The organism is Ensifer sp. GW101-20A05 (assembly GCF_059424735.1).
The window spans coordinates 926,236-949,387 of sequence record NZ_JBWKZT010000001.1 but is presented as its reverse complement, the minus strand read 5'-3'; the positions used below and the strand labels follow the sequence as shown (position 1 = coordinate 949,387).

The following is a 23,152-nucleotide window of genomic DNA, read 5'->3' as shown; positions in this document are numbered from 1 at the left end:
GGTGGCGACGCATGAATCTTACTCCGCGCGAAAAGGACAAATTGCTGATTTCCATGGCGGCCATGGTCGCGCGCCGGCGCCTGGAGCGCGGCGTGAAACTCAACCATCCCGAGGCGATCGCGCTGATCACCGATTTCGTCGTGGAAGGCGCCCGCGACGGGCGCTCGGTTGCCGAGCTGATGGAGGCGGGCGCCCAGGTGCTGACGCGCGATCAGGTGATGGAGGGCATCCCCGAGATGATCCACGACATCCAGATCGAAGCGACGTTCCCCGACGGTACCAAGCTCGTCACCGTTCACGAACCGATCCGCTAAACGAAGGAAACGCGGCCCTTTCCGGCCGTATCCCTCCAACCCTGATCTCAGGAGGCAAGCATGCTGGCTTTGCGCCCCAATTGCGAGTGCTGCGACAAGGATCTGCCGCCGGATAGCCGCGAGGCGATGATCTGTACTTTCGAATGCACCTTCTGCGTCGATTGTGTCGATGGAAAGCTCGGTGGCACCTGCCCGAATTGCGGCGGCGAATTCACTCGCCGGCCGGTGCGTCCGGCTGCCCTGCTTGAAAAATATCCGGCCTCCACCGAGCGGGTGCTGAAACCGCAGGGCTGCGCCGGTTCGAAGGCGGCTTGAGGAGACAACCATGATCCCAGGAGAAATCATCGCGGTTGCCGGAGAGATCGAGCTCAATGCCGGCCTCGACACGACAACCATCGAGGTTGCCAATACCGGTGACCGCCCGATCCAGGTCGGCAGCCACTACCATTTCGCCGAAACCAATGCCGGGCTGCAGTTTGACCGGAAGGCAGCCTACGGCCGGCGTCTGGATATTCCCGCGGGCACCGCGGTGCGTTTCGAGCCCGGCCAGACGCGTCAGGTGACGCTGATCCCTCTTTCCGGCAAGCGCGAAGTCTATGGCTTCCGCCAGCAGGTGATGGGCAAGCTATGAAGCGCCTCGCTATACTTGCCATCGCTCTCGTTTTGCCGTTTGCACCGGCTCTGGCGCAGGAGGACAAGGTCGACTGCCAGAACGCGGTGACGCAGATGGACATGAACATCTGCGCCAACAAAGACTACGAGGCGGCCGACACGGAACTGAACAAGGTCTACAAGCTGGCACTGGCAGCGACAAAGCAGCAGGACAAGGAACTCGCCGAGATCGATGCGAACTACGTTGGTGCGGAAGAGGCACTGAAGAAGGCGCAGCGCGCCTGGATCGGTTACCGTGACGGCCAGTGCGAGCTTTCGGGCTTCGAAGCCCGCGGTGGCTCGATGGAGCCGATGCTCGTCTCCGGTTGCCTCACCGAATTGACCAGGGCCCGGACGAAGGAACTCCAGGCCATTGTCGAGCCTGACGGAAACTAGACCTTGAGCGGCGGCCGCATCATCATGATCGTGGGCAATGGCGAAGTGCCTGACGGAGCTGGCACGGTGATCGATGCCGCCGATATCGTCGTGCGTTTCAACGATTGCCGTTCCGTCGGCCCCGGTGGCCACAAGACCGATATCGTCGCCGTCTGCAACACCGGGCGCCCCGGTCTCTCCATGCTCGGCGGCGGTCGCTGGAAGACGAGTTCGGCGGTGCGGCAGGCGCGCGAAATCTGGTGCGTGCGGACAGGCGCGAAGTTCGCCGCGATGCGGGCCGGGCTCGCCGAAACACATCCGGATCTCGACGATTTCTGTGACGACTACACCGTCGGTTTCGAGAGTTTCAGCCGCTCGACCAACCGCGGTTTTCGCGTCGTTCCGGTGGCGGTGCATGACCAGCTGGATCACGATCTCGCCGGTTTCTCACCTGATCCGTACGTCGTCCCATCCAGCGGCCTGATCGTCATTGCCGATATCCTGTCCAATATCGCGAGAGCCGGTGACGACGTCGTTGTTGCCGGCTTCGGCCATGTCGGGTGGCAATGGCATCCCTTTGCCGCCGAGCGCCGCTATGTCGACGCGCTGGCGGCGAGCGATCGCCTCCGCCGCCTCCATCCACTTTCTTCTTCGTCCCAAGGAGCCTGAACCATGCCCTACAAGATGTCGCGCGCGGCCTATGCCAACATGTTCGGCCCGACGGTCGGCGACAAGGTGCGGCTCGCGGATACGGAACTCTTCATCGAGGTGGAGAAGGACTTCACCACCTATGGCGAGGAGGTGAAGTTCGGGGGTGGCAAGGTCATTCGCGACGGCATGGGGCAGAGCCAGGCAACGCGCGCCGAGGGCGCCGTCGATACGGTCATCACCAATGCGCTGATCGTCGACCACTGGGGTATCGTGAAAGCGGACATAGGCCTCAAGGACGGGCGGATTGCGGGGATCGGTAAGGCCGGCAATCCGGATACGCAGCCGGGTGTCACCATCGTCGTCGGTCCCGGGACCGAGGTGATCGCGGCTGAGGGCAAGATCGTCACCGCCGGCGGCATGGACAGCCACATCCACTTCATATGCCCGCAGCAGATCGAGGAAGCGCTGGTGAGCGGCCTCACCTGCATGCTGGGTGGCGGCGCCGGGCCGGGACATGGCACGCTTGCCACCACCTGCACCTCCGGCCCGTGGCATCTCGCCCGTATGATCGAGGCGGCCGACGGCTTCCCGATGAACATCGCTTTCGCCGGCAAGGGCAATGCCTCGCGCCCGGGCGCACTGGTCGAGATGGTGCTGGCCGGTGCCACGTCGCTCAAGTTGCACGAGGACTGGGGCTCGACGCCGGCGGCGATCGATTGCTGCCTCGGGGTCGCCGACGAATACGACGTGCAGGTGATGATCCACACCGATACGCTGAACGAGAGCGGATTCGTCGAAGATACGATCGCGGCGATCAAGGGCCGCACGATCCATGCCTTCCACACCGAAGGCGCCGGGGGCGGCCACGCGCCCGACATCATCAAGATCTGCGGCCAGCCGAACGTCATTCCGTCCTCGACCAATCCGACGCGGCCCTACACCAAGAATACGCTCGCCGAACACTTGGATATGCTGATGGTCTGCCATCACCTGTCGCCGTCGATGCCCGAAGATATCGCCTTTGCCGAAAGCCGGATCCGCAAGGAAACGATCGCCGCCGAAGACATCCTGCACGACATCGGCGCCTTCTCGATCATCTCCTCCGACAGCCAGGCCATGGGCCGCGTCGGTGAGGTGGCGATCCGCACCTGGCAGACCGCCGACAAGATGAAGCGCCAGCGTGGGCCCTTGCCGCAGGAAACCGGTGACAACGACAATTTCCGGGTGAAGCGCTACATCGCCAAATACACGATTAACCCGGCGATCGCCCATGGTCTCAGCCACGAGATCGGTTCGCTGGAGGTTGGCAAGCGCGCCGATCTCGTCATCTGGAATCCGGCCTTCTTTGGCGTGAAGCCGGACTTCGTGCTGCTCGGCGGCTCGATCGCCATGGCGCCGATGGGCGATCCGAATGCCTCCATCCCGACGCCGCAGCCGGTACATTACCGGCCGATGTTTACCGCCTACGGCAAGAACCGCACGAGTTCGTCAGTCACCTTCGTGTCGCAGGCCTCGCTCGATGCGGGTCTTGCCGCCAAGCTCGGCGTTGCAAAGCAGCTGGTGGCCGTCAGGAACACCCGCGGCGGTATCGGCAAGGCGTCGATGATCCACAACAGCCTGACGCCGCATATCGAGGTTGATCCGGAGACTTATGAGGTACGCGCCGACGGCGAGTTGCTGACCTGCGAGCCAGCGACGATCGTGCCGATGGCGCAGCGCTATTTCCTGTTTTGAGCAAGTAGAGACGGAGGATGAAGCGCGGCCTGAAATGGGCCTTCTTCGGCCTGCTGGCTGCGGTCCTGGCGGTCGTTCTCGGAACGCTGCTGCCGCGGCCGCTCTTGCCGGTTTCCGCCGCTGCGGCGGGGGCGGGCGCGACGCGCATCCTGGTGCTCTCGGGCCCCATCCACACCGATATCGCCGTGCCCTTGACGGAAGAAACGAGGGCGCGGTTCGGCTTCATCGAAGCGGCCGGCGTGCCGCTCAATCATCCGCAGGCACAATGGCTGATCTTCGGCTGGGGCGGGCGCTCCTTCTATCTGGAAACGCCGACCTGGTCGGAGCTGAAGGCCATGCCGGCATTCAGGGCGCTGACGCTCGACCGCTCGGTCATGCATGTGGATATCGCCGGCCGGATCGTCGAGCCGCAAGCCTCCGTTGCCAGCTTCGAACTGGACGCGGCCGGATATGAACGACTGCTTGGCTTCATTGCCGAGAGTTTCATAAGCGACGCCGGGACTGTCGTTCCGGTCGACGGCTTCTCCTACAATGGCAATGACCGCTTCTTCGAAGCCGAGGGCAGGTTCAACGCGCTCTTCGGCTGCAACACATGGACAGCGCGGGCGCTGCGTGAGGCGGGCTTGAGAACCGGCCTATGGAACCCGGTTCCGCCGAGCCTCGGACTATCCTTGCGCATCCACAATTGAGGTGTCACGCAGCCATGCGATCATCGCATGGCTGCCATGCCCGCATGTGAATCGAGGCCTTTCGTGCTGCGCCGCAGCGCAATATCCGATAGGAAAGCGGCTGATCGTTCTCGGTTGTCAGAAATCCTCCCAAGACCTGCCGACCGAGAGCCGAACGAGAGCGGGATGCGGAAACGTGTTTGCGGTTTTCCGCCGGCATCCCGCTCTAACTTGATGGATGTGATCACGTTCATGGTTTTGGGTCGAGCCGGTCCAAGTTCATCGTGATCCAAAGGAGATGACGATGCTTGGCAGAAAAGTACCCGCTGTAACGTTCCGCACCCGCGTTCGCGACGAGGCCGTTGGCGGCCCGAATCCGTTCCGCTGGGAGGACGTGTCCTCCGACAATTACTTCGCCGGCAAGCGCGTCGTGTTGTTCTCGCTGCCGGGCGCATTCACGCCGACCTGCTCGACCTACCAGTTGCCTGATTTCGAAAAGCTGACGGCCGACTTCCGCGCCGAAGGCATTGACGAAATCTACTGCATCTCGGTCAACGACGCCTTCGTCATGAATGCCTGGGGCAAGTCGCAGGGCCTCGAAAACGTCAAGCTGATCCCGGACGGTTCGGGCGAGTTCACCCGCAAGATGGGCATGCTCGTTGCCAAGGACAATCTCGGCTTCGGCATGCGCTCCTGGCGCTACGCCGCCGTCGTCAACAACGGCGTCGTGGAGCAGTGGTTCGAGGAAGAAGGCTACTCCGACAATTGCGACAGCGACCCATACGGCGTTTCCTCGCCGCAGAACATTCTGGAGACGCTGAAGTCTCAGAAGCTTGCTGCCTGATGCGGCCAGAACGCTTCTTTTTCTGAATTGAAAAAGCCCGAAGATCGGATCCGGTCTTCGGGCTTTTTGTTGTTCGGGAGCTGCATGCCAAATGGTTGAAAACCGGCTCTGCGACTGGCGCAGAAGCGAATTCTTGATACACTGGCAGGCACAAAAGATATCGAGGGTTCAATGGTTTACATTATCGCCTACCTGACCGCGCACAAGGGCAAGGGAGATGACGTCGTGTCGCTGGCAGCACCGCTGATCGAGGCCACGCGCCGCGAGGCCGGCTGCATCAGCTACGACCTCTACCGCAAGCCTGCCGATCCGGACGCGCTGGTGTTCGTCGAGACCTGGAAGGACAAGGCGGCTGTCGATGCGCATTTCGAAGAGCCGCATCTGAAAGCCTTCCAGGCAGCCATGGCCGATCTGCTCATCGAGGCGCGCATCGAGCTTGTGTCGCCGGAAAAGGTCGAGGTGCTCTGAAGATGCCGTACCGCTCCACCCAGGTGCTTTCGCCGGGCCCAGCCGGCACGACTCCGCTTCACAGCGTGACGCTTGCGCACGACGCCCGTCATCTTCGCCGCAAGTTGCTGCACCTCGAAAACGACGATGTGGTGATGCTCGACCTCAAGGAAGCGGTGATGCTCGCCGATGGCGACCTTCTGGTGCTCGAAGGCGGCGGCTATATCCGGATCGTTGCCGCACCAGAAATGCTCTTCGATATCCGTCCGCGTGATCCGCTGCATCTCATCGAACTCGCCTGGCATCTCGGCAATCGCCATCTGCCTGCGCAGATCGAGCCGAACCGCATTCTGATTGCCCGCGATCCGGTCATCCGCCAGATGCTCGAAGGCTTGGGCGCGCAGGTGAGCGAGGTTTCGGAACCCTTCCAGCCGCTGCGCGGCGCCTACCACGCCGGCGGTCACAACCATGGCGACAGCCATCACCATCATGGCTGAGCGGCTCGATACGCAAGCTCTGCTTCGCCTGGTCACCTGGATGTCGCCGGCCTTCCCGGTCGGTGCCTTCTCCTATTCCAGCGGACTTGAACAGGCGGTTCATGATCGCTTGGTCACGGACGCGATGGAGCTTCGCTCCTGGTTGGAGACAGTCCTCTGCCACGGCTCCGGCTGGAACGATGCGCTGCTTTTTGCCGAGAGCTATCGTGCCGTGAATGACAGCGTCCGGCTGGCCGCGGTCGCAGACCTTGCCGAAGCTCTGGCGGGAAGCCGCGAGCGGCATACGGAAACCATGCTGCAGGGCCAGGCGTTTCTGGCGGCCGCACGGTCGTGGCCGCACCCGGTTCTTGATGTGCTCCCGGAGACTGTCGCCTATCCGGTGGCCGCCGGTGCCGTTGCCGGCGCCCATGAGACCGGTCTTGAGCCGGCACTTGCCGCCTTCCTCAACGCCGCCGTTTCGAACGCCGTTTCGGTGGCGATCCGCTGCGGCGTCATCGGCCAGCGGGATGGCGTCGGCGTGATCGCGGCGCTCGAACCGATCATCGCGGCGACGGCAGGGAAAGCGGCCAACGCCTCGCTCGACGATCTGGGCTCGGCCACGATCATGGCGGATATTTCGGCTTTGAAGCACGAAACCCTGCATTCTCGGCTCTTCCGATCCTAGGAAGAGACCCCTTGAAAGGACATCCAGATGGCATCGAAGAACGGTCCCCTTCGCATCGGCATCGGCGGGCCGGTGGGCTCGGGCAAAACGGCGCTGACCGACAAGCTCTGCAAGGCGATGCGGGAGAAGTATTCCGTCGCCGTCGTCACCAACGACATCTATACCAAGGAAGATGCCGAAGCATTGGTGCGCATGCAGGCCCTGCCGTCCGATCGCATCGTCGGGGTGGAGACCGGCGGCTGCCCGCATACGGCGATCCGCGAGGACGCCACGATCAATCTGCAGGCAATCGCCGACCTTAACCGGCGTATCCCTGATCTCGACGTCGTCTTCATCGAATCCGGCGGCGACAATCTCGCGGCGACCTTTTCGCCCGACCTTGCCGATCTGACGATCTATGTCATTTCCGTCTGCCAGGGCGAGGAGATCCCGCGCAAGGGCGGGCCGGGCATCACCAAGTCCGATCTGCTTGTCATCAACAAGAAGGATCTTGCTCCCTATGTCGGGGCTGATCTCGACGTGATGCAGCGGGATGCGACGCGGATGCGGGCGGAAAAGCCCTTCGTGTTCACGGACATGAAACGCGGCGACGGCATCAACCGGATCGTCGATTTCCTGACGCTGCACGGCGGGCTGTGACGCTGCAGGCTTCTGACAGCCGAATCCTGGTCGGCGCGTCAGAAGCGTTCGAGCGCCTGCCGGTCGTGGATCTCGATCACGCGGCCCTTGACCGTGACGCCCGAGCGGCGAAGTGCCGAGAAAGCGCGCGAGAGTGCTTCCGGCGCCAGGCCGAGCTTGCCGGCCAGTACATTCTTCTGGAAGGGCAGGCGGAAGGAAAAGTTCGTGATGCCGTCCGGACAGTTCCCGAGAATATAGCTCGCGACCCGCTGCGGGGCCGTCAGCAGCCGGTCTTCCGCCAGGCAATCTTCCGCCATTTGCGCGTGCCGGCACAGTAGCTGCATCAACGCGTCGGCGACTTCAGGCGTTTGCTCGGCGAGTTTGCGCAGCTTGCGGCTGTCGATGCGGGCGAGCATCGTCGTCTCGATCGTCTGGGCGTTGGCCGTGGCGCGGTTGCCGAGGAACATGGCGCTTTCACCGAAAAGCTCACCTCGCGGAAAAACGGCGATATCCGCCTCGCGTCCGTCCTTGCCCAGCCGGTAGAGACGCACCAGGCCGGAAAGAACGAAGAAGACGTGATCGAGCGGCTCGCCCTGGCCAAAGAGGATGTCGTGCTCCTCGTGGGTTGAAACGACCACATCCTCCAGAATTGCGTTCGTTGCCGCCATCGGCAGCTTCCCGAAGAAGCAAGAACCGAGCAGCACCGCCCTATCGTTCGAGTTCAATCGCAACGTCTTCATCACACCCGTCCTGAGTAAGATCCAAGTGCAAGGTAATAAAGCTTGGCGGAAGGTGGTTTGACCTCGATCAAATAAGAATGACAAAAAGCCCGCGCTTGCAGGGCGCGGGCTCCTTCCTGGATCGTGACAGTTCCGGGCGAAGCGCCACTTCGGACCTGGCCTATTCGGCGGCGAGCGCCGGATGGTTGATGACCTTGCCGCCGGGTCGTCCCTTGCTCTGGTCCGATTCCAGCGTCTTCAGCCGGTCTTCCAGGCCTTCGATCGTCTTGCTCTGCTCATGCACCAGACCCGTCAGGGCTTCGCGGTCGAGCGGAAGGTTCTCTTCGTCCTTCTGGCCGACGAACCGCCCGAAGAGGCGGGCGAGCAGCCGCGAGAGGTCGTCCATGATCAGGAAGAACGACGGCACGATCACCAGGCTCAGCACCGTCGAAACGATGATGCCACCGATCACGGCGGTCGCCATCGGCGCGCGGAACGAGCCGCCTTCGCCGACGCCAAGCGCGGAGGGCAGCATGCCCGCCGACATGGCGATCGAGGTCATGATGATCGGACGGGCGCGTTTGCGGCCGGCCTCGATCATGGCCATCTGGCGGTCCATGCCGTGGTGCATCATCTCAATGCCGAAATCGACGAGCAGGATCGCGTTCTTGGTGACGATACCCATCAGCATCAGGATGCCGATCAGAACCGGCATCGACAGCGCGTTCTGCGTCAGGATCAGCGCCGCAGCAACGCCGCCGATCGCGAGTGGCAGCGAGAACAGGATGGTGAACGGCTGGATCACATCCTTGAACAGCAGGATCAGCACCACGAGCACCAGCATGAGGCCAAGCAGCATGGCGTTGCCGAAGCTCTGCTGCATCTCCGCCTGAACCTCAGCGTCACCGCTTTCGAGGAACTCGACGGACTTCGGCAAACCGGCCTGGCCGGCGATCTCTTTGAAGCGGTCCGAGGCGGTATTCAGTGCGACGCCGACCGGCAGGTCCGCACCAAGCGTCACGACGCGGTTGCGATCGTACCGCTTGATCGAGCTCGGACCTTCCGAATAGTTGATGTCGGCAACGCTCGACAACGGTACCGTTGCACCTGACGCCATAGTGATCTTCAGGTTGCGGATCGCGGCGATATCCGTGCGGAAGTCGCGGTTGATCTGCACGCGGATCGGGATCAGGCGGCCGTCGAGCGCGATCTTCGTCAGCGCCGCGTCGATATCGCCGATCGTAGCGACACGGATGACCTCGGAGATCTGCGCCGTGGTGATGCCGAGGCGCGACATCTGCTCGTCACGCGGACGGATCTGTAGCTCCGGGCGAGGCAGCGCACCGTCCGGGCTGACATTGGCCAGCAACGGATCGCTTCGCAGCTTGCCTTCGAGCGTCGCAACCGCCTGGTCGAGATCGGCCTCGTTGTTGGAGAGCAGGTTGAACGCGAGGTCGCGCTCGCCGCGGTCGTTGAGCTTGATGACCCGTACATCCGGTATGTCGCGGACGCGGGCAAAGATTTCCTTCTCGATCTGCGACTGCGGGATGATGCGACCAGCGGGGGCCATCTTCGGTAGGTAGGGGCCGATCAGTGGCGTGCGGCCGATGACGTCGTTGACGATCTTGTTTACGAGCGAATGGTCGAGCTTTTTCAGAAGTACCGTCACGGTCGCGCGGCGCAATTCCAGGTCGCCCTTCGGCGAAGCGCCGCCAAGGACGAATATGTTATCAACCCCTTCGATATTCTTGACCCGGTTGTAGATCTCCGTGGTCGTGCGGTCGGTGTCCTCGAGCATGGCGTCCGGCGGCAGCTCGATCGACAGGCTGACGCGCGAGGCGTCTTCCGGCGGCAGGAAACTGCCGGGCACATAGAGGATCAGCGCGAATACCGACCCAACGGAGAAGGCGATCGCGGCAAGCAGCGTCAGGTAGCGCGTGTACCAGTAGTGCGTCGTGGCGCGCACGAGACGCGTGTAGTTGCGCATCATGAAGCCGTCTTCGTCGTGGTGACCGCTGCCTGCGTCCGCGGGGCGCATCAGGTAGGCCGCCATGACCGGCGTGATCAGGCGGGCGACGAGCAGCGAGAAGAACACCGCAACGGCAACCGTCAGACCGAACTGGATGAAGTACTGGCCCGGAATGCCCGGCATGAAGGACACAGGCACGAAGACCGCGATGATCGTGAAGGTCGTCGCGATAACCGCCAGACCGATCTCATCCGCCGCCTCGATCGCGGCGCGATAGGGCGATTTGCCCATGTGGATGTGCCGCTCGATGTTCTCGATCTCGACGATCGCGTCGTCGACGAGGATACCGGTTGCGAGCGTCATCGCGAGGAAGCTGACGAGGTTCAGCGAGAAGCCGAGCAGGTCCATGATCCAGAAGGTCGGGATCGCCGAGAGCGGCAGCGCCACGGCCGAGATCAGCGTGGCGCGCCAATTGCGCAGGAACAGCATGACGACGATGACGGCGAGCAGTGCGCCCTCCATCAGCGTGTGCAGCGCTGCCTCGTAGTTGCCGTAGGTGAAGTAGACGGAATCGTCGACCATCTCGATGGTGACATCGGGATTGGCAGCACGGATCTTTTCGAGCGATTTGGCGACGGTCTCCGCGACGCTCACTTCGCTGGCACCCTTGGCGCGGAAGACCGCAAAGGTCACGCCGGGATTGCCGTTGAAGCGCGAGAAGGAGCGTGGCTCCTCATAGGTGTCGGTGACTGTGCCGAGATCAGAGAGGCGCACGAAGCGACCGCTCGGCACCGAGATCATCGTGTTGGCGAGCTGGTCGACGTTGCGGGTGTCGCCGAGGGTACGGATAGCCTGCTCGCTGCCGCCGACCTGGCCGCGGCCGGAGCCGAGGTCCATGTTCATGCGGCGGAGCTGGCCGTTGACGTCGGCGGCGGTGATGCCGAGCGAATTCAGCTTGTCTTCGTTGAGCTCGACGCGAACCTCGCGGTCGGCGCCACCATAGCGGTCGACGCGGCCGATGCCCTTCTTGCCCTGGATCTCGCGCTTGATGACGTCATCCACGAACCAGGAGAGTTCTTCCAGCGACATGCCGGGGGCGGAGACGGAGAAGGTCTGGATCGCCTGGCCCTCGACGTCGACCTTGGAGACGATCGGCTCCTCGATCGAGGTGGGGAGATCGCTGCGGATGCGGTCGATCGCGTCCTTGACGTCCTGCACCGCCTGGGTCGTCGGCACTTCCATGCGGAAGATGACGGCGGTCGTCGACGTGCCGTCATTGATCGTCGACTGGATATGGTCGACGCCGGTGACGCTCGCGACCGCGTCCTCGATTTCCTTGGTGACCTGCGTTTCAAGCTCGGCCGGCGATGCGCCGCTCTGCGTCACGTTGATCGAGACGATCGGCACATCGATGTTGGGGAAACGGGTGATCGGCAGCGATACGAAGGACTGATAGCCGAGCACCATCAGAACGACGAAGGCAAGGATCGGTGCGATCGGATTGCGTATGGACCAGGCTGAGAAGTTCATGGTCACGGTTCCTGTCAGTTGGTCGCTGGTTCAGCGGACTTGACGGGGTTGATGCGGTCGCCGTCGCGGACATAGGCTCCGGCCCTCGCCACCACTTCCTCGCCAGCCTTCAAGCCTTCGAGGACTTCGATGAACTTGCCGTCGGAAATCCCTGTCTTGACTGGCAGGATGCGGATGACGCCGTTTTCGACCTTGCGGACGATCGTGCGGCCATTCTCATTGGTAACGGCCGTTTGCGGCAGGACCACTGTCTGCTTCTGTTGGGCGGTGATCAGCGCGCTTGCATACATGCCGGCGCGTGCCTTCTCGGTATCCGCCAGGTTGATGAAGACGGTTCCGAGGCGGCTGACGGGATCGACGGTCGGGGCGATCAGGCGGATGGTGCCCTCGACCTTGGTGTTGCCGCCGGCGAGCGTCACGGTTGCCGGCTGGCCCACGGCGAGCTTGATGATGTCGGCTTCGGCAACATCTGCCTTCATCTCGATCGCGCCATCGCGGATCATGGCGAAGAGCGGTTCGCTATTGCCGGTGGCGATCGCGCCGACCTTGGCGTTCTTGGCGGAGATGACGCCGGCGACGGGCGCCTTTACCTCGGTACGAGCGAGGCGAAGGTCGATGTCGTCGATCTGCGCTTCGGCCACCTTGATGTCGGCATTGGCGACGGCGACGGCCTGCTCCGCCGAAAGGACGCGTGCCTGCGTCGCAATCGCGAGCGCCCGCACCCGGTCGGCCTCAGCCGTCGAAACCGTGCCGTTCTTCGAAAGTCCCGCAGCGCGGTCGCTGACGCGTTTGGCCTCGTCAGCGTTCGCCCTGGTTTCGCTGAGCTGTGCGTTCAGTTGAGCAAGCCCGGCCTCCGCCTTGGCAAGCGACGCTTGGAGTTCGCTTTTTTGCAGGCGAAGGGCGTCGTCGTTCAGGACCACGAGCACGCTGCCGGCTTCGACCTTGTCGCCGACATCGACATTGAGTGTCCGGATGGAAAGGCCCTCGACCATGGGGGCGACGTAGACCTGCTCGACCGCCTGGATGGTGCCGGTCGCAACGACGCGGTCGCTGATCGATTGGTCGACCGCTGTGGTGACAACGATGGAGGGGAGGTTTTGCGTCGGCTTCGGTTGCGTCGCTTCCTCCGCCCAGACGGACGAAAGCGAACCAAAGGTCATCGCAGCGCACACGCTGAGAACGGGCAGTACTTTTAGAGCCATCGGCTTCACAGTCCCGGCAATGGAAACAACATCGAGCGGATCACCGCTCGATGCAGGATCCACGGGCAATCAGGCGATTTTATCACGCCGACATCTCGCCCCGGCGGATTGCGCGGGGACAGGAGACTGCGCTTTCCTCATTTCGCGCTCCGCGTGCACGGTATCAGACCGTAGACGCGGGCGGAACTGGGACCGGTTACCGCAGGCAAAACATCGGGAAAAGGGTGCCCTCCACCATGCCTGCCTCCAACAAACATCGGGGCCTATGTAATCTCGGCCTTCGACGCTTACAAGTGCGCATGAAGCGATGGTGCCTCAATATTCGACCTGTTCTGCGGTTATGGTTGCGATCTTGACACGATCTTGACAATGGCAAGCAAGGGTAGCGCCGTTGCTTCCAGGGTTACCACCCCCACGCCTCGTACCCGGCAGCAATTTGGCGGATGCGAACGGCCGCCGAGAAAACGGAAGAGGGCCGCACGATCGTGCGACCCTCTTCTGACGATTTGGCGATGTCTACTTCAGTGCGGCATCGGTGATCTCGTGCGTCCAGGCGCCTTCCGGCTCCTTGGAGATCACGGGATCGGAGCCGCCCGCGAGCAGCGATTGCACCGTGCGCTTGTAGTCGGCCTCATCCAGCGCGCCGTTCGAGCCGGCCGTGAGCTTGGCCACTTCGCCCATCATGCGCTTCTGGTGTTTTTCCGTCTGGGCGCCGGTGGAGTCGTTTTCGAGCACGATGCCTGCGGCTTCATCCGGGTTCTCTTCCGCGAATTTCCAGCCTTTCATCGAGGCGCGCACGAACTTGACCATCTTTTCCTTGAAGGCGGCGTCCTTGAGCTTGTCTTCAAGCACGTAGAGGCCGTCTTCGAGCGTCGCCACGCCCTGGTCCTCGTATTTGAAGGTAACGAGGTCGTCCGGCTTGATGCCGGCGTCGATGACCTGCCAGTATTCGTTATAGGTCATGGTCGAGATGCAGGCGGCCTGCTTCTGGATCAGCGGGTCGACGTTGAAGCCCTGTTTCAGGACCGTGACGCCGTTCGGGCCGCCATCCGTCGGGATCTTCAGATGCGCCATCCAGGAGAGGAACGGATACTCGTTGCCGAAGAACCAGACGCCGAGGGTCTGGCCCTTGAACTTGTCGGGGCTGGTGACGCCGGTTTCCTTGAGGCAGGTCAGCATCATGCCCGATTTCTTGAAGGGCTGGGCGATGTTGACGAGCGCGACACCCTTTTCGCGGGTGGCAAGGGCAGAGGGCATCCAGTCGACGATCACATCGGCGCCGCCGCCGGCGATCACCTGTGCCGGTGCGATATCAGGACCGCCGGGCTTGATGTCGACGTCGAGACCTTCCTCCTCGTAATAGCCCTTGTCCTTGGCGACGTAGTAGCCGGCAAATTGCGCCTGGGTCACCCATTTCAGCTGCAGTGTCACCTTCTCGGCGGCCTCAGCCTGGAACGCTGCCAGCGAAAAGACGCCTGCGGCGAGAAGCGATGCAAGTCTTTTGTTCATGTCAGTTCCCTCTTGTTTTTGTTTCATTTTCTTTCAACTGCGCAATTCCGGACCGAAAACCGTTTCACACTTTTTCTGGAATTGCTCAGGCAGTATGCGTCAGGCGCGCCCTCCGCGGATGGAAGGATGCCAGAAGGTGACAGCGCGCTCGATGAGCGCGACCACCCCGTAGAAGGCGGAGCCTGCGACCGCCGCGACGGCGATCTCGGCCCAGACCATGTCGACATTCATGCGTCCCACTTCCGTGGAAATCCGGAACCCCATGCCGACGATGGGGGTTCCGAAGAACTCGGCGACGATGGCGCCGATCAGCGCCAGTGTCGAATTGATCTTCAGCGCGGTGAAGATGAACGGCCAGGCGGCCGGCAGGCGCAGCTTGACGAGCGTCTGCCACCAGGACGCCGCATAGGTGCGCATCAGGTCGCGCTCCATGTGGCTGGCGGCGGCAAGGCCGGCGACCGTGTTCACCAGCATCGGGAAGAAGGTCATGATGACGACGACCGCGACCTTCGACTGCCAGTCGAAGCCGAACCACATGACCATGATCGGCGCGACGCCGATGACGGGGAGGGCCGAGACGAAGTTGCCGAGCGGCAAGAGGCCCTTCTGCAGGAACGGCGAGCGGTCGATGAGGATCGCGACGGCAAAGCCGAGGCCGCAGCCGAGCGCGTAGCCAATCAGCACCGCCTTCAGGAAGGTCTGGCGGAAGTCGGCGCCAAGCGTCGGCAGCGAATTGATCAGCTTCTGCCAGATCATGGAGGGTGCCGGCAGTAGCACGGACGGCACGGAGAAGCCGCGAACGATGCCTTCCCAGAGAACCAGGATGGTGATGCCGAAGAGCAAGGGCACGGCAAATCGTGCGGCGCTGTTGGCGACGTCGCTTTGGAATTTTTGGCGCACCAGCCACTCGTTGAAGGCCCAGGCGGCGAGCCAGAAGATGATCGCTGCTGCAAGGACTGGCAGGTTCATGGCTTGGCTCCCATGCGCTTCAGGACGGCGGTGTGGGCAAAGCCGACGATCATGACGAGGACAGCGGCGAGTGCTGCCGCCATGAAGAGGGCCGCCCAGATCTGCACCGTCTGGCCGTAATAGGAACCGGCGAGCAGGCGGGCGCCGAGGCCGGCGACAGCACCGGTCGGCAGCTCGCCAACGATCGCGCCGACCAGCGAGATGGCAACGGCAACCTTCAGCGAGGTGAAGAGATAGGGCATGGACGACGGCCAGCGCAGCTTCCAGAAGGTCTGTGCCGATGAGGCGTAATAAGTGTGCATCAGATCGAGCTGGATCGTTTCCGGACTACGTAGCCCCTTCACCATGCCGACGACGACGGGGAAGAAGGAAAGGTAAGTGGAAATCAGCGCCTTCGGCAGCAGGCCCGAGATGCCGATGGCGTTCAAGACGACGATGATCATCGGCGCGATGGCGAGGATCGGGATCGTCTGGCTGGCGATCACCCACGGCATCAGCGAACGATCCATGGCGCGGTTGTGCACGATGCCGACCGCGAGCAGGATACCGAGTGCTGCACCGATGCCGAAGCCGAGCAGGGTCGCCGAAAGCGTGATCCAGGCGTGGTAGACGAGGCTGCGTTTCGACGTGATTGCCTTGTTGAATGTCGTGTCCCAGATCTCGGCGATCACCTGGTGCGGCGCCGGCAGCACCGGGCGTTCCTGCGCCATGGTGTTGCGCATGATCTCGGAGAAGGTGATTTCGGTGCCGGCACGCGCGGCCGTGTCGCGCTCGAAGGGCGCGTTCAGGAAGACGACTGCGACGTACCAGAGCGCGATCAGCAGCACGATGACGGTGCCGACCGGCAGCAACTTGTCCCTGAGGAAGCTTGGTTCCTGCATTGTCACGCCTTTCCGCTTGCGGGCAACAACATCAGACCCATGGCGACGATGCCGAGAAGGACACCGGCGGCCTGTGTGAGGCTCAACCGTTCACCAAAGACCGCAAAGGCGATGATGTTGACGAGCACGAGCTGTACGATCGCCGAAAGCGAAATTGCGAGGCCGAGGCCACCTTCGCGCATCAGCTTCACCATGATGATGTTGCCGATGACGTAGAGCCCAAGCGCGAGGACGAGCATACCGAGGTGATTATTCGAAACATAGGCGCGCGAGGCGGTCGCGCCGCCGAGAAAGATCGTCGTTGCCAAGAGCATCCAGAGGCCAAAGGCGAGGTTCATGCCTGCATCTCCTTGGCCTGCCAGCGATAGTGGATATCCGGCAGCTTCTCTTCGTTGTCGCCGTCCGTGCGCCGCACGACTTCGAAGCCCTGGTGCTGGTAGAAGCGCTGGGCGTCACGATTGTGTTCGAAGGTCCAGAGATTGAGTTCTTCCGGAGACAAGTCCTTGGCGGCCTGCACGAGCTGCGAGCCGATGCCGGTGCCGCGGTGAGGCGCGTCGATGTAGAGCGCCGTGACGTAGCGGTCGTCGGAAAGCGCAAGGAAGCCGGCGACGTCGTTCTTCCGCTCCGCCACGATCACCCTGCGTTCGGCAAACACCGTGTCGGCGTAGTAGCGCTCGACGTCGGCATGATCGTGCACGCGCGGCATCCACGGTGTTGCGTCGATCCAGCGGTTGAGGATGCCGGCGCAGGCGGCCATGTCGGTCCGTTCGGCCGGGCGGATCACGGCACTATTCGTCATAGCTGTGTCCCGCGCGCAGGCCCTCGCGAACGCGATGGGCAATCTCCAAGAATTCCGGCGTCTCGCGAATGCCGAGCGGGCGTTCGCGCGGCAGCGTCGATTCGATGACGTCGGTGACGCGGCCGGGACGCGGGCTCATCACCACGATCTTGGTTGAGAGGTAGACGGCCTCGGGGATCGAGTGGGTAACGAAACAGATCGTCTTGTTGGTGCGGGCCCAGAGCTTCAACAGCTGTTCGTTGAGGTGATCGCGGACGATCTCGTCGAGTGCGCCGAAGGGTTCGTCCATCAAAAGCAGATCGGCATCGAAGGCGAGTGCACGGGCGATCGAGGCGCGCTGCTGCATGCCGCCAGAGAGCTGCCAGGGATATTTCTTGCCGAAGCCCGTGAGGTTGACGAGGTCGAGCGTGCGCTCGATGCGCGCCTTCTTCTCTTCCCTCGAATAGCCCATGATCTCCAGCGGCAGGGCGATGTTGTTCTCGATCGTGCGCCAGGGATAAAGCGCTGCCGCCTGGAACACGTAGCCATAGGCGCGCTGCTTGCGCGCTTCCTCGGGCGTCATGCCGTTGACGCTGATCTTGCCGGAGCTCGCCTTTTCGAGATCGGCGATCACTCTGAGAAACGTCGTTTTGCCGCAGCCGGACGGGCCGATGAAGGAAACGAAGTCACCCTTGGCGACGTCCAGATTGACGCCGGTCAGCGCATGGACCGGTCCATCGGCGGTTTCGAAAGTCAGGCAGAGGTCCCGGGCCGAAACCACGGATGCGGTATTGGACGTCATCGGCGAATACTCATTCTGGCTGGTCTGTGTCAGACTGCTATCCGGACCGGCAACATGCAATCGCGGATTTGGGTGCGGAGCCGTTTGTTGCTGGTTTTTCAGGGAATTCTGGAGAACAGTCATGTCTCGATCATCCAATCCGGGCTGTCGCGTGGTTCGTCCTGAAGGCGTGCAGGCCGGCCAGCAGGGGCTCAACTATTTCGAGGGCATTGCGGCGGAGACCGTAGGTGCGACTGGCCTCAGCATGCATATCGTCACGATCCCGCCCGGCGCGCGCGCCAAGGCGCATCTGCACGAGAGCCACGAGACGGCGATCTATGTGCTTTCGGGCGAGGCCTGGACCTGGTTTGGCGAGAAGCTGGAGGAACACGTCGTCGCCCGGGCCGGTGACATGGTCTATATCCCCGCCGGCATGCCACACCTGCCGGAGAACCGTTCGAATGAGCCCTGTTCGGCCGTCATTGCGCGCACGGACCCGAAGCAATTGGAAAGCGTCATGCTTCTGCCCGAGCTCGACGCGCTCGTGCCTGCCTGACGCCACCCGCGCCGAAGTGCCCCGCCGATCTGGCAGGGCATGTCCGGTGGGACAGAGCGGCGCGAAGACGTGCAAGCCGCGAAACATGAGGCCTCAGACGCCGGTCGCCGGAATGCCGGTGCGCTGGACGGCGCGCGGTGCCGTGACTTCCTTCCAGGTAGAAAGAGCGGAGCTGACGGCCGGGAACGGATCGCGGCGGACGAATTCGCCGTGGCCTTCGCGGGTCTTGATCGTGCTTTCCTCGATCGCGACGACGCCGCGGGTCAGCGTGTAGCGTGGCAGGCCCTTCACCTCCTTGCCCTCGAAGACGTTGTAGTCGATCGCCGACTGCTGGTTCTTGGCCGAGATGGTCTTGGTGCGCTTCGGGTCCCAGACGATCAGGTCGGCATCGGCGCCGACGAGGATCGCGCCCTTCTTCGGGTAGATGTTGAGGATCTTGGCGATGTTGGTCGAGGTGACCGCCACGAACTCGTTCATGGTGATGCGGCCGGTGTTGACGCCATGGGTCCAGAGCATCGGCATGCGGTCTTCGAGACCGCCGGTGCCGTTGGGGATCTTGGTGAAGTCGCCGAGGCCGGAGCGTTTCTGTTCGCTTGTAAAGGCGCAATGGTCGGTCGCGACCACCTGCAGCGAGCCCGAGGCGAGACCGGCCCAGAGTGAGTCCTGATGCAGCTTGTTGCGGAAGGGTGGCGACATCACGCGGCGGGCCGCATGGTCCCAGTCCTTGTTGAAATATTCGGTTTCATCCAGCGTCAGATGCTGGATCAGCGGCTCGCCGAAGACGCGCATGCCCTTGGCGCGGGCCCGGCGGATCGCCTCATGCGCCTGCTCGCAGGAGGTGTGCACGATATAGACCGGGCAGCCGGCCATGTCGGCGATCATGATCGCGCGGTTGGTTGCTTCGCCCTCGACTTCGGCCGGCCGCGAATAGGCGTGTGCCTCCGGACCGTTGTTGCCTTCGGCAAGCAGCTTCGCCTGGAGCTGGGCGACGACATCGCCGTTTTCCGCGTGCACGAGCGGCAGCGCGCCGAGGGCTGCGCAGCGCTGGAAGGACGAGAACATCTCGTCGTCGTCGACCATCAGCGCGCCCTTATAGGCCATGAAGTGCTTGAAGGTGTTGATGCCCTTGTCCTTAACGATGGTCTCCATCTCGTTGAAGACCTGCTCGCTCCACCAGGTGATCGCCATGTGGAAGGAATAGTCGCAGTTGGCGCGGGTAGACTTGTTGTCCCACATGGTGAGCGCTTCGAGCAGCGACTGGTTGGGGGAGGGCAGCGCGAAATCGACCACCATGGTCGTGCCGCCGGCAAGTGCCGCACGCGTGCCGCTTTCGAAATCGTCCGAGGAATAGGTGCCCATGAAGGGCATTTCGAGATGGGTGTGCGGGTCGATGCCGCCCGGCATGATGAAACAGCCGCTCGCATCCAGCGTCTCGTCACCGGAAAGATTGGGGCCGATCTCGACGATCCTGCCGCCCTCGATCTTGACGTCCGCCTTGTAGGTCAGGTCGGCCGTGACGATGGTTCCACCCTTGATGACAGTGCTCATGGTACTTGATCCTCGCGATTGCGCTTCCGGCGCCCACACGGCCGCCACGAAAAAGGGCGGAACTTTCGTCCCGCCCGCAAACTCATTCGACGATTTCAGCCGTTTCGACGACGGCGTGGAAGAGGACGTCGGCGCCGGCGCTGGCCCACTCCTTGGAGATATCCTCCGCCTCGTTGTGGCTGAGGCCACCGACGCAAGGGCACATGATCATCGTCGTCGGCGCCACCTTGGCGGCCCAGCAGGCGTCGTGGCCGGCGCCCGAGATGATGTTCATGTGGCTGTAGCCGAGCCGTTCGGCGGCATCGCGCACGGCGGTAACCAGTTTCGGGTCGAAGGTCACCGGTTCGAAGTGGCCGATCGCCTCGATGGAACAGCCGACGCCGAGCGGCTCGGTGATCTTTGGCGCTTCGGCCTCGATCCTGGCGCGCATGCGATCGAGCTTCTCCTTGTCGGGCGAGCGGATATCAACGGTGAAGACCACCTTGCCCGGCAGAACGTTGCGGGAATTGGGGGAGAAGACCACCTGGCCGACGCCACCGACGGCACCCGGCTGGTTCACCATGGCAACACTCTGGACCATTTCCATGATGCGGGCCATGGCGAGGCCGGCATTGACGCGCATGTTCATCGGCGTCGAGCCGGTATGGGCTTCGCGTCCCGTCAGCGTGAACTCCAGCCACCAGAGGCCCTGACAGTGGGTGACGACGCCGATGTCCTTCCCCTCGGCTTCGAGGATCGGGCCCTGCTCGATATGATATTCGAAATAGGCATGCATCCTGCGGGCGCCTACCTCTTCGTCGCCGACCCAGCCGATGCGTTTCAATTCATCGCCGAAGGTCTTTCCTTCCGGATCCTTGCGGCCATAGGCGAAGTCCTGGCTGTGCACGCCGGCAAAGACGCCGGAGGCGAGCATGGCCGGCGCGAAGCGTGCGCCTTCCTCGTTCGTCCAGTTGGTAACGACGACCGGGTGCTTGGTCTTGATGCCGAGGTCGTTCATCGAGCGAATGACTTCGAGGCCGGAGAGCACGCCCAACACACCGTCGAACTTGCCGCCGGTCGGCTGGGTGTCGAGATGCGAACCGACATAGACGGGCAGAGCGTCCGGGTCGGTGCCGGCGCGTGTGAAGAACATGTTGCCCATACTATCGACGCCCATGGTGAGGCCGGCCGTCTCGCACCAGGACTCGAACAACCGGCGCCCTTCGGCGTCCGCGTCGGTCAATGTCTGCCGGTTATTGCCGCCAGCAACGCCAGGGCCGATCTTGGCCATTTCCATAAGTGAATCCCACAGGCGGTCGGCATTGACACGCATGTTCTCGCCAGGTGCAGCCACGGCGGTCTCCTCATCTTTTCAGGGCCTTGCCTCAATCGGCGCGCCCTTATGTTCCCTTGGTCAAATCCAGGCTTGGTTTTTTCTGGTGCCCTTCGATCAGCCGTTGCCTTTGGCGGTGAACTGGCTGATAATTTGACCGGTTGGTAAACATTACAACTTCCATTGCGGCACTCAAGCCGGAAAAGCAAAAAAACGAAGTTGTTGCCCAAGAAGATGGCGAGGCCGGAAATTGGGCAGATCGGTTCTTGCGCGGCGAGGCGCGCGGGGATCGCCAGGGGGACAGATGGTACTACCGAGAGCGGCCAGGACCCAGAGGCGGACACGCATCCAGGAAGAGAAAGAAGAGCGCATTCTGGAAGCGGCGCTTGAAGTCTTCTCCGCCAATGGTTTCCGCGGCGCGACCGTCGACCAGATCGCCGAAGTGGCGGGCATGTCGAAGCCCAATTTGCTTTATTATTTCCGCACGAAGGAAGCGATGCACCGGGCGCTGATCGACCGGGTGCTCGATACCTGGCTCGATCCCCTGCGCGAGTTCAATGCCGAGGGAAATCCGGTCGCCGAGATCCGCAGCTACATCCGGCGCAAGCTCGAAATGGCCCGCGACTATCCGCGCGAAAGCCGGCTCTTCGCCAACGAGGTGCTGCAGGGTGCTCCGCATATCGAGGACGAGCTCAAGGGGCCGTTGAAGGCGCTGGTCGACGAGAAGGCGGAGGTGATCCGCGCCTGGGCGAAAGCCGGCAAGATCGCCAAATGCGACCCCTACCACCTGATCTTTGCGATCTGGTCAACGACCCAGCATTATGCCGACTTCGACGTGCAGGTACGCGCCGTGCTTGGCCAGGGCAATGCCGGGGAGGGACGGTTCGAAGACGCAGCGCGCTTTTTGGAGCGGCTCTTTGTCGACGGGCTGCAGGTCAGCGAGCAGCCGGCGGCCTGAGCCGCCCGCACATCTTCAATCGGGCAGCAGCGCCATCAGGAGCAGGCCGCAGGCCGTGGTCAGCGCGCCGGCAAGAACCGGCAGGCTGGTCCAGCCGTGGCCGAGCAGCCCTTCGAGCAGAATGATGAAGCTCGGCGTCAAATAGCCATAGCCGAGCACCTTGGATGCCGGCAGCCGCATCGAAGCATATTGCAGCAGCAGGAAGGTGATGGCGGTGGTGACGACGGCGAGATAGAGGACGGCGACCCAGACGATCGCGGGAAGCGCTGTAAAGTCCGTGGTGATGAGACCGATGCCACCGGGCACCAGCAGCCAGGGCACGGTGAAGACCGCGACCCAGAAGCCGAAGGCGAAGGGGTTTTCCTGTCGGCCGAACTTGCGGATCAGCGGCACATAGATCGCGTGGCAGACGACGCCGACGAAGAAGATTAGCTCGCCCTGGCCGATATCGAAGGCAAGGATCGCCTGGATATTGGCGCGGAAGATCACCCAGACGGCGCCGAGGGCTGCGATGATGAGGCCCGCGAGCACGCCCGGGCGCGTGCGCTGGCCGAGCAGCAGATAGGCGAAACCGGCGCTGAGCAACGGCATCAGGGTGAAGACCGCGCCGGTGGAAACCGGGTTGGTGAATTCCAGCGCCTTGAACATCGTCAGCATGTAGACGGCGATCAGGCCGCCGAGGATCACGAAGCGCCACGATTGCTTGGGGAAGTGAAAAGGCACGCGCGCATAGCCGAAGGTCATCAGCCCCAGCACGATGACAGTCAGCAGATAGCGCCAGAGCGTCAGCGGTCCGGCGCCCATGTGCTGGGTTGCAAGACCACCGAAAGAGAAGGAACCGGCGATCAAAATGGCAAAGCTCATCATCGCCAGATGTGCCCTCAGCTTCTCGATGCCTTTGGCGTGAACCTGATGGGGCGTTTTCGGGGATACGTCCTGCTTCATTCACGATTCCGGGGAGTATGAGGGCGGGGATA

26 protein-coding genes are annotated in these 23,152 nt (G+C 62.7%); 14 read left to right on the top strand and 12 right to left on the bottom strand.

Translation table 11 applies throughout. The features are described from left to right. Positions 1–11 precede the first annotated feature (11 nt). From AC070A_RS04790 to ureG, 12 genes are all read left to right on the top strand, one after another. Complete coding sequence (locus tag AC070A_RS04790) at positions 12–314, top strand: urease subunit gamma (RefSeq protein ID WP_034794185.1); 303 nt, start codon at positions 12–14, stop codon at positions 312–314. 60 nt (positions 315–374) lie between these two features. Continuing rightward, positions 375–629 carry a DUF1272 domain-containing protein gene (locus AC070A_RS04785; protein WP_065374393.1) on the top strand — a complete coding sequence of 85 codons (255 nt, stop codon included), beginning with the start codon at positions 375–377 and terminating at the stop codon, positions 627–629. A gap of 10 nt (positions 630–639) precedes the next feature. Further along, positions 640–945 (top strand): urease subunit beta, encoded by a 306-nt coding sequence (locus AC070A_RS04780; RefSeq protein ID WP_058326461.1) that lies wholly within the window; start codon positions 640–642, stop codon positions 943–945. Further along, on the top strand, positions 942–1,361 hold the full coding sequence (locus AC070A_RS04775) for a lysozyme inhibitor LprI family protein (protein ID WP_218373499.1): 420 nt from the start codon (positions 942–944) through the stop codon (positions 1,359–1,361). The genes AC070A_RS04780 and AC070A_RS04775 overlap by 4 nt, the downstream gene beginning before the upstream one ends. A gap of 3 nt (positions 1,362–1,364) precedes the next feature. Beyond that, a complete protein-coding gene (locus AC070A_RS04770) occupies positions 1,365–2,009 on the top strand; it encodes a Urease operon accessory protein (RefSeq protein ID WP_113479277.1) in 645 nt (214 codons plus the stop codon). 3 nt (positions 2,010–2,012) lie between these two features. Further along, on the top strand, positions 2,013–3,725 hold the full coding sequence (gene ureC / locus AC070A_RS04765) for an urease subunit alpha (RefSeq protein WP_113479276.1): 1,713 nt from the start codon (positions 2,013–2,015) through the stop codon (positions 3,723–3,725). 17 nt (positions 3,726–3,742) lie between these two features. Beyond that, positions 3,743–4,414, top strand: a complete 672-nt coding sequence (locus tag AC070A_RS04760) for a TIGR02117 family protein (protein WP_113479275.1) — start codon at positions 3,743–3,745, stop codon at positions 4,412–4,414. A 283-nt stretch (positions 4,415–4,697) separates the two neighbouring features. Beyond that, entirely contained in the window at positions 4,698–5,237 is a 540-nt protein-coding gene (locus AC070A_RS04755; protein WP_057249037.1) for a peroxiredoxin, read from the top strand. Positions 5,238–5,408: 171 nt separating this feature from the next. Continuing rightward, the gene (locus AC070A_RS04750; protein WP_082615759.1) at positions 5,409–5,705 is read left to right on the top strand and encodes a putative quinol monooxygenase; all 297 of its coding nucleotides are present in this window, start codon (positions 5,409–5,411) and stop codon (positions 5,703–5,705) included. 2 nt (positions 5,706–5,707) lie between these two features. Beyond that, entirely contained in the window at positions 5,708–6,181 is a 474-nt protein-coding gene (gene ureE, locus AC070A_RS04745) for an urease accessory protein UreE (protein WP_112994636.1), read from the top strand. After that, complete coding sequence (locus AC070A_RS04740; protein WP_112994675.1) at positions 6,174–6,845, top strand: urease accessory protein UreF; 672 nt, start codon at positions 6,174–6,176, stop codon at positions 6,843–6,845. Before ureE ends, AC070A_RS04740 begins: the two co-directional genes overlap by 8 nt. A 27-nt stretch (positions 6,846–6,872) precedes the next feature. Next, positions 6,873–7,484 carry an urease accessory protein UreG gene (ureG, locus tag AC070A_RS04735; protein WP_057249040.1) on the top strand — a complete coding sequence of 204 codons (612 nt, stop codon included), beginning with the start codon at positions 6,873–6,875 and terminating at the stop codon, positions 7,482–7,484. A 38-nt stretch (positions 7,485–7,522) separates the two neighbouring features. On the opposite strand, the gene AC070A_RS04730 is transcribed toward ureG, so the two are convergent. The 9 genes from AC070A_RS04730 to AC070A_RS04690 form a co-directional block, all read right to left on the bottom strand. Then, positions 7,523–8,203, bottom strand: coding sequence for a Crp/Fnr family transcriptional regulator (locus AC070A_RS04730; protein WP_058320764.1), 681 nt, complete (start codon positions 8,201–8,203; stop codon positions 7,523–7,525). A 160-nt stretch (positions 8,204–8,363) separates the two neighbouring features. Then, on the bottom strand, positions 8,364–11,681 hold the full coding sequence (locus AC070A_RS04725) for an efflux RND transporter permease subunit (protein ID WP_112994635.1): 3,318 nt from the start codon (positions 11,679–11,681) through the stop codon (positions 8,364–8,366). A gap of 14 nt (positions 11,682–11,695) precedes the next feature. Then, entirely contained in the window at positions 11,696–12,883 is a 1,188-nt protein-coding gene (locus AC070A_RS04720) for an efflux RND transporter periplasmic adaptor subunit (protein WP_057249127.1), read from the bottom strand. Positions 12,884–13,399: 516 nt separating this feature from the next. Further along, complete coding sequence (locus AC070A_RS04715) at positions 13,400–14,392, bottom strand: ABC transporter substrate-binding protein (protein WP_057249043.1); 993 nt, start codon at positions 14,390–14,392, stop codon at positions 13,400–13,402. Positions 14,393–14,491: 99 nt separating this feature from the next. Further along, positions 14,492–15,361, bottom strand: coding sequence for an ABC transporter permease (locus AC070A_RS04710; protein WP_057249044.1), 870 nt, complete (start codon positions 15,359–15,361; stop codon positions 14,492–14,494). Then, the gene (locus AC070A_RS04705; protein ID WP_112994634.1) at positions 15,358–16,242 is read right to left on the bottom strand and encodes an ABC transporter permease; all 885 of its coding nucleotides are present in this window, start codon (positions 16,240–16,242) and stop codon (positions 15,358–15,360) included. The genes AC070A_RS04710 and AC070A_RS04705 overlap by 4 nt, the downstream gene beginning before the upstream one ends. A gap of 2 nt (positions 16,243–16,244) precedes the next feature. Next, positions 16,245–16,580 carry a hypothetical protein gene (locus AC070A_RS04700; RefSeq protein WP_058326455.1) on the bottom strand — a complete coding sequence of 112 codons (336 nt, stop codon included), beginning with the start codon at positions 16,578–16,580 and terminating at the stop codon, positions 16,245–16,247. Beyond that, positions 16,577–17,041 carry a GNAT family N-acetyltransferase gene (locus tag AC070A_RS04695; protein WP_057249047.1) on the bottom strand — a complete coding sequence of 155 codons (465 nt, stop codon included), beginning with the start codon at positions 17,039–17,041 and terminating at the stop codon, positions 16,577–16,579. The genes AC070A_RS04700 and AC070A_RS04695 overlap by 4 nt, the downstream gene beginning before the upstream one ends. Then, positions 17,031–17,822, bottom strand: coding sequence for an ABC transporter ATP-binding protein (locus AC070A_RS04690; RefSeq protein WP_057249048.1), 792 nt, complete (start codon positions 17,820–17,822; stop codon positions 17,031–17,033). Before AC070A_RS04690 ends, AC070A_RS04695 begins: the two co-directional genes overlap by 11 nt. 121 nt (positions 17,823–17,943) lie before the next feature. On the opposite strand from AC070A_RS04690, the gene AC070A_RS04685 reads away from it, so the two are divergent. Further along, the gene (locus tag AC070A_RS04685) at positions 17,944–18,357 is read left to right on the top strand and encodes a cupin domain-containing protein (RefSeq protein WP_058326453.1); all 414 of its coding nucleotides are present in this window, start codon (positions 17,944–17,946) and stop codon (positions 18,355–18,357) included. 93 nt (positions 18,358–18,450) lie between these two features. Here AC070A_RS04685 and hydA read toward each other — a convergent pair whose 3' ends face one another. Together hydA and AC070A_RS04675 are read right to left on the bottom strand one after the other, a co-directional pair. Continuing rightward, on the bottom strand, positions 18,451–19,905 hold the full coding sequence (gene hydA / locus AC070A_RS04680) for a dihydropyrimidinase (protein ID WP_112994633.1): 1,455 nt from the start codon (positions 19,903–19,905) through the stop codon (positions 18,451–18,453). Positions 19,906–19,987: 82 nt separating this feature from the next. After that, on the bottom strand, positions 19,988–21,238 hold the full coding sequence (locus AC070A_RS04675; RefSeq protein ID WP_093234882.1) for a Zn-dependent hydrolase: 1,251 nt from the start codon (positions 21,236–21,238) through the stop codon (positions 19,988–19,990). Positions 21,239–21,521: 283 nt separating this feature from the next. On the opposite strand from AC070A_RS04675, the gene rutR reads away from it, so the two are divergent. After that, on the top strand, positions 21,522–22,175 hold the full coding sequence (gene rutR, locus AC070A_RS04670; RefSeq protein ID WP_057249052.1) for an HTH-type transcriptional regulator RutR: 654 nt from the start codon (positions 21,522–21,524) through the stop codon (positions 22,173–22,175). 15 nt (positions 22,176–22,190) lie between these two features. Here the strand turns inward: rutR and AC070A_RS04665 are convergent, their stop codons facing one another. Next, complete coding sequence (locus AC070A_RS04665) at positions 22,191–23,120, bottom strand: DMT family transporter (RefSeq protein ID WP_058320774.1); 930 nt, start codon at positions 23,118–23,120, stop codon at positions 22,191–22,193. Positions 23,121–23,152: the final 32 nt, after the last annotated feature.

Bases quoted from the DNA above. Each gene is read 5' to 3' on its own strand.
- AC070A_RS04790 (WP_034794185.1), top strand. From the start codon at position 12: ATGAATCTTACTCCGCGCGAAAAGGACAAATTGCTGATTTCCATGGCG.
- AC070A_RS04785 (WP_065374393.1), top strand. From the start codon at position 375: ATGCTGGCTTTGCGCCCCAATTGCGAGTGCTGCGACAAGGATCTGCCG.
- AC070A_RS04780 (WP_058326461.1), top strand. From the start codon at position 640: ATGATCCCAGGAGAAATCATCGCGGTTGCCGGAGAGATCGAGCTCAAT.
- AC070A_RS04775 (WP_218373499.1), top strand. From the start codon at position 942: ATGAAGCGCCTCGCTATACTTGCCATCGCTCTCGTTTTGCCGTTTGCA.
- ureC (WP_113479276.1), top strand. From the start codon at position 2,013: ATGCCCTACAAGATGTCGCGCGCGGCCTATGCCAACATGTTCGGCCCG.
- AC070A_RS04760 (WP_113479275.1), top strand. From the start codon at position 3,743: ATGAAGCGCGGCCTGAAATGGGCCTTCTTCGGCCTGCTGGCTGCGGTC.
- AC070A_RS04755 (WP_057249037.1), top strand. From the start codon at position 4,698: ATGCTTGGCAGAAAAGTACCCGCTGTAACGTTCCGCACCCGCGTTCGC.
- AC070A_RS04750 (WP_082615759.1), top strand. From the start codon at position 5,409: ATGGTTTACATTATCGCCTACCTGACCGCGCACAAGGGCAAGGGAGAT.
- ureE (WP_112994636.1), top strand. From the start codon at position 5,708: ATGCCGTACCGCTCCACCCAGGTGCTTTCGCCGGGCCCAGCCGGCACG.
- AC070A_RS04740 (WP_112994675.1), top strand. From the start codon at position 6,174: ATGGCTGAGCGGCTCGATACGCAAGCTCTGCTTCGCCTGGTCACCTGG.
- ureG (WP_057249040.1), top strand. From the start codon at position 6,873: ATGGCATCGAAGAACGGTCCCCTTCGCATCGGCATCGGCGGGCCGGTG.
- AC070A_RS04730 (WP_058320764.1), bottom strand. From the start codon at position 8,203: ATGAAGACGTTGCGATTGAACTCGAACGATAGGGCGGTGCTGCTCGGT.
- AC070A_RS04725 (WP_112994635.1), bottom strand. From the start codon at position 11,681: ATGAACTTCTCAGCCTGGTCCATACGCAATCCGATCGCACCGATCCTT.
- AC070A_RS04720 (WP_057249127.1), bottom strand. From the start codon at position 12,883: ATGGCTCTAAAAGTACTGCCCGTTCTCAGCGTGTGCGCTGCGATGACC.
- AC070A_RS04715 (WP_057249043.1), bottom strand. From the start codon at position 14,392: ATGAACAAAAGACTTGCATCGCTTCTCGCCGCAGGCGTCTTTTCGCTG.
- AC070A_RS04710 (WP_057249044.1), bottom strand. From the start codon at position 15,361: ATGAACCTGCCAGTCCTTGCAGCAGCGATCATCTTCTGGCTCGCCGCC.
- AC070A_RS04705 (WP_112994634.1), bottom strand. From the start codon at position 16,242: ATGCAGGAACCAAGCTTCCTCAGGGACAAGTTGCTGCCGGTCGGCACC.
- AC070A_RS04700 (WP_058326455.1), bottom strand. From the start codon at position 16,580: ATGAACCTCGCCTTTGGCCTCTGGATGCTCTTGGCAACGACGATCTTT.
- AC070A_RS04695 (WP_057249047.1), bottom strand. From the start codon at position 17,041: ATGACGAATAGTGCCGTGATCCGCCCGGCCGAACGGACCGACATGGCC.
- AC070A_RS04690 (WP_057249048.1), bottom strand. From the start codon at position 17,822: ATGACGTCCAATACCGCATCCGTGGTTTCGGCCCGGGACCTCTGCCTG.
- AC070A_RS04685 (WP_058326453.1), top strand. From the start codon at position 17,944: ATGTCTCGATCATCCAATCCGGGCTGTCGCGTGGTTCGTCCTGAAGGC.
- hydA (WP_112994633.1), bottom strand. From the start codon at position 19,905: ATGAGCACTGTCATCAAGGGTGGAACCATCGTCACGGCCGACCTGACC.
- rutR (WP_057249052.1), top strand. From the start codon at position 21,522: ATGGTACTACCGAGAGCGGCCAGGACCCAGAGGCGGACACGCATCCAG.
- AC070A_RS04665 (WP_058320774.1), bottom strand. From the start codon at position 23,120: ATGAAGCAGGACGTATCCCCGAAAACGCCCCATCAGGTTCACGCCAAA.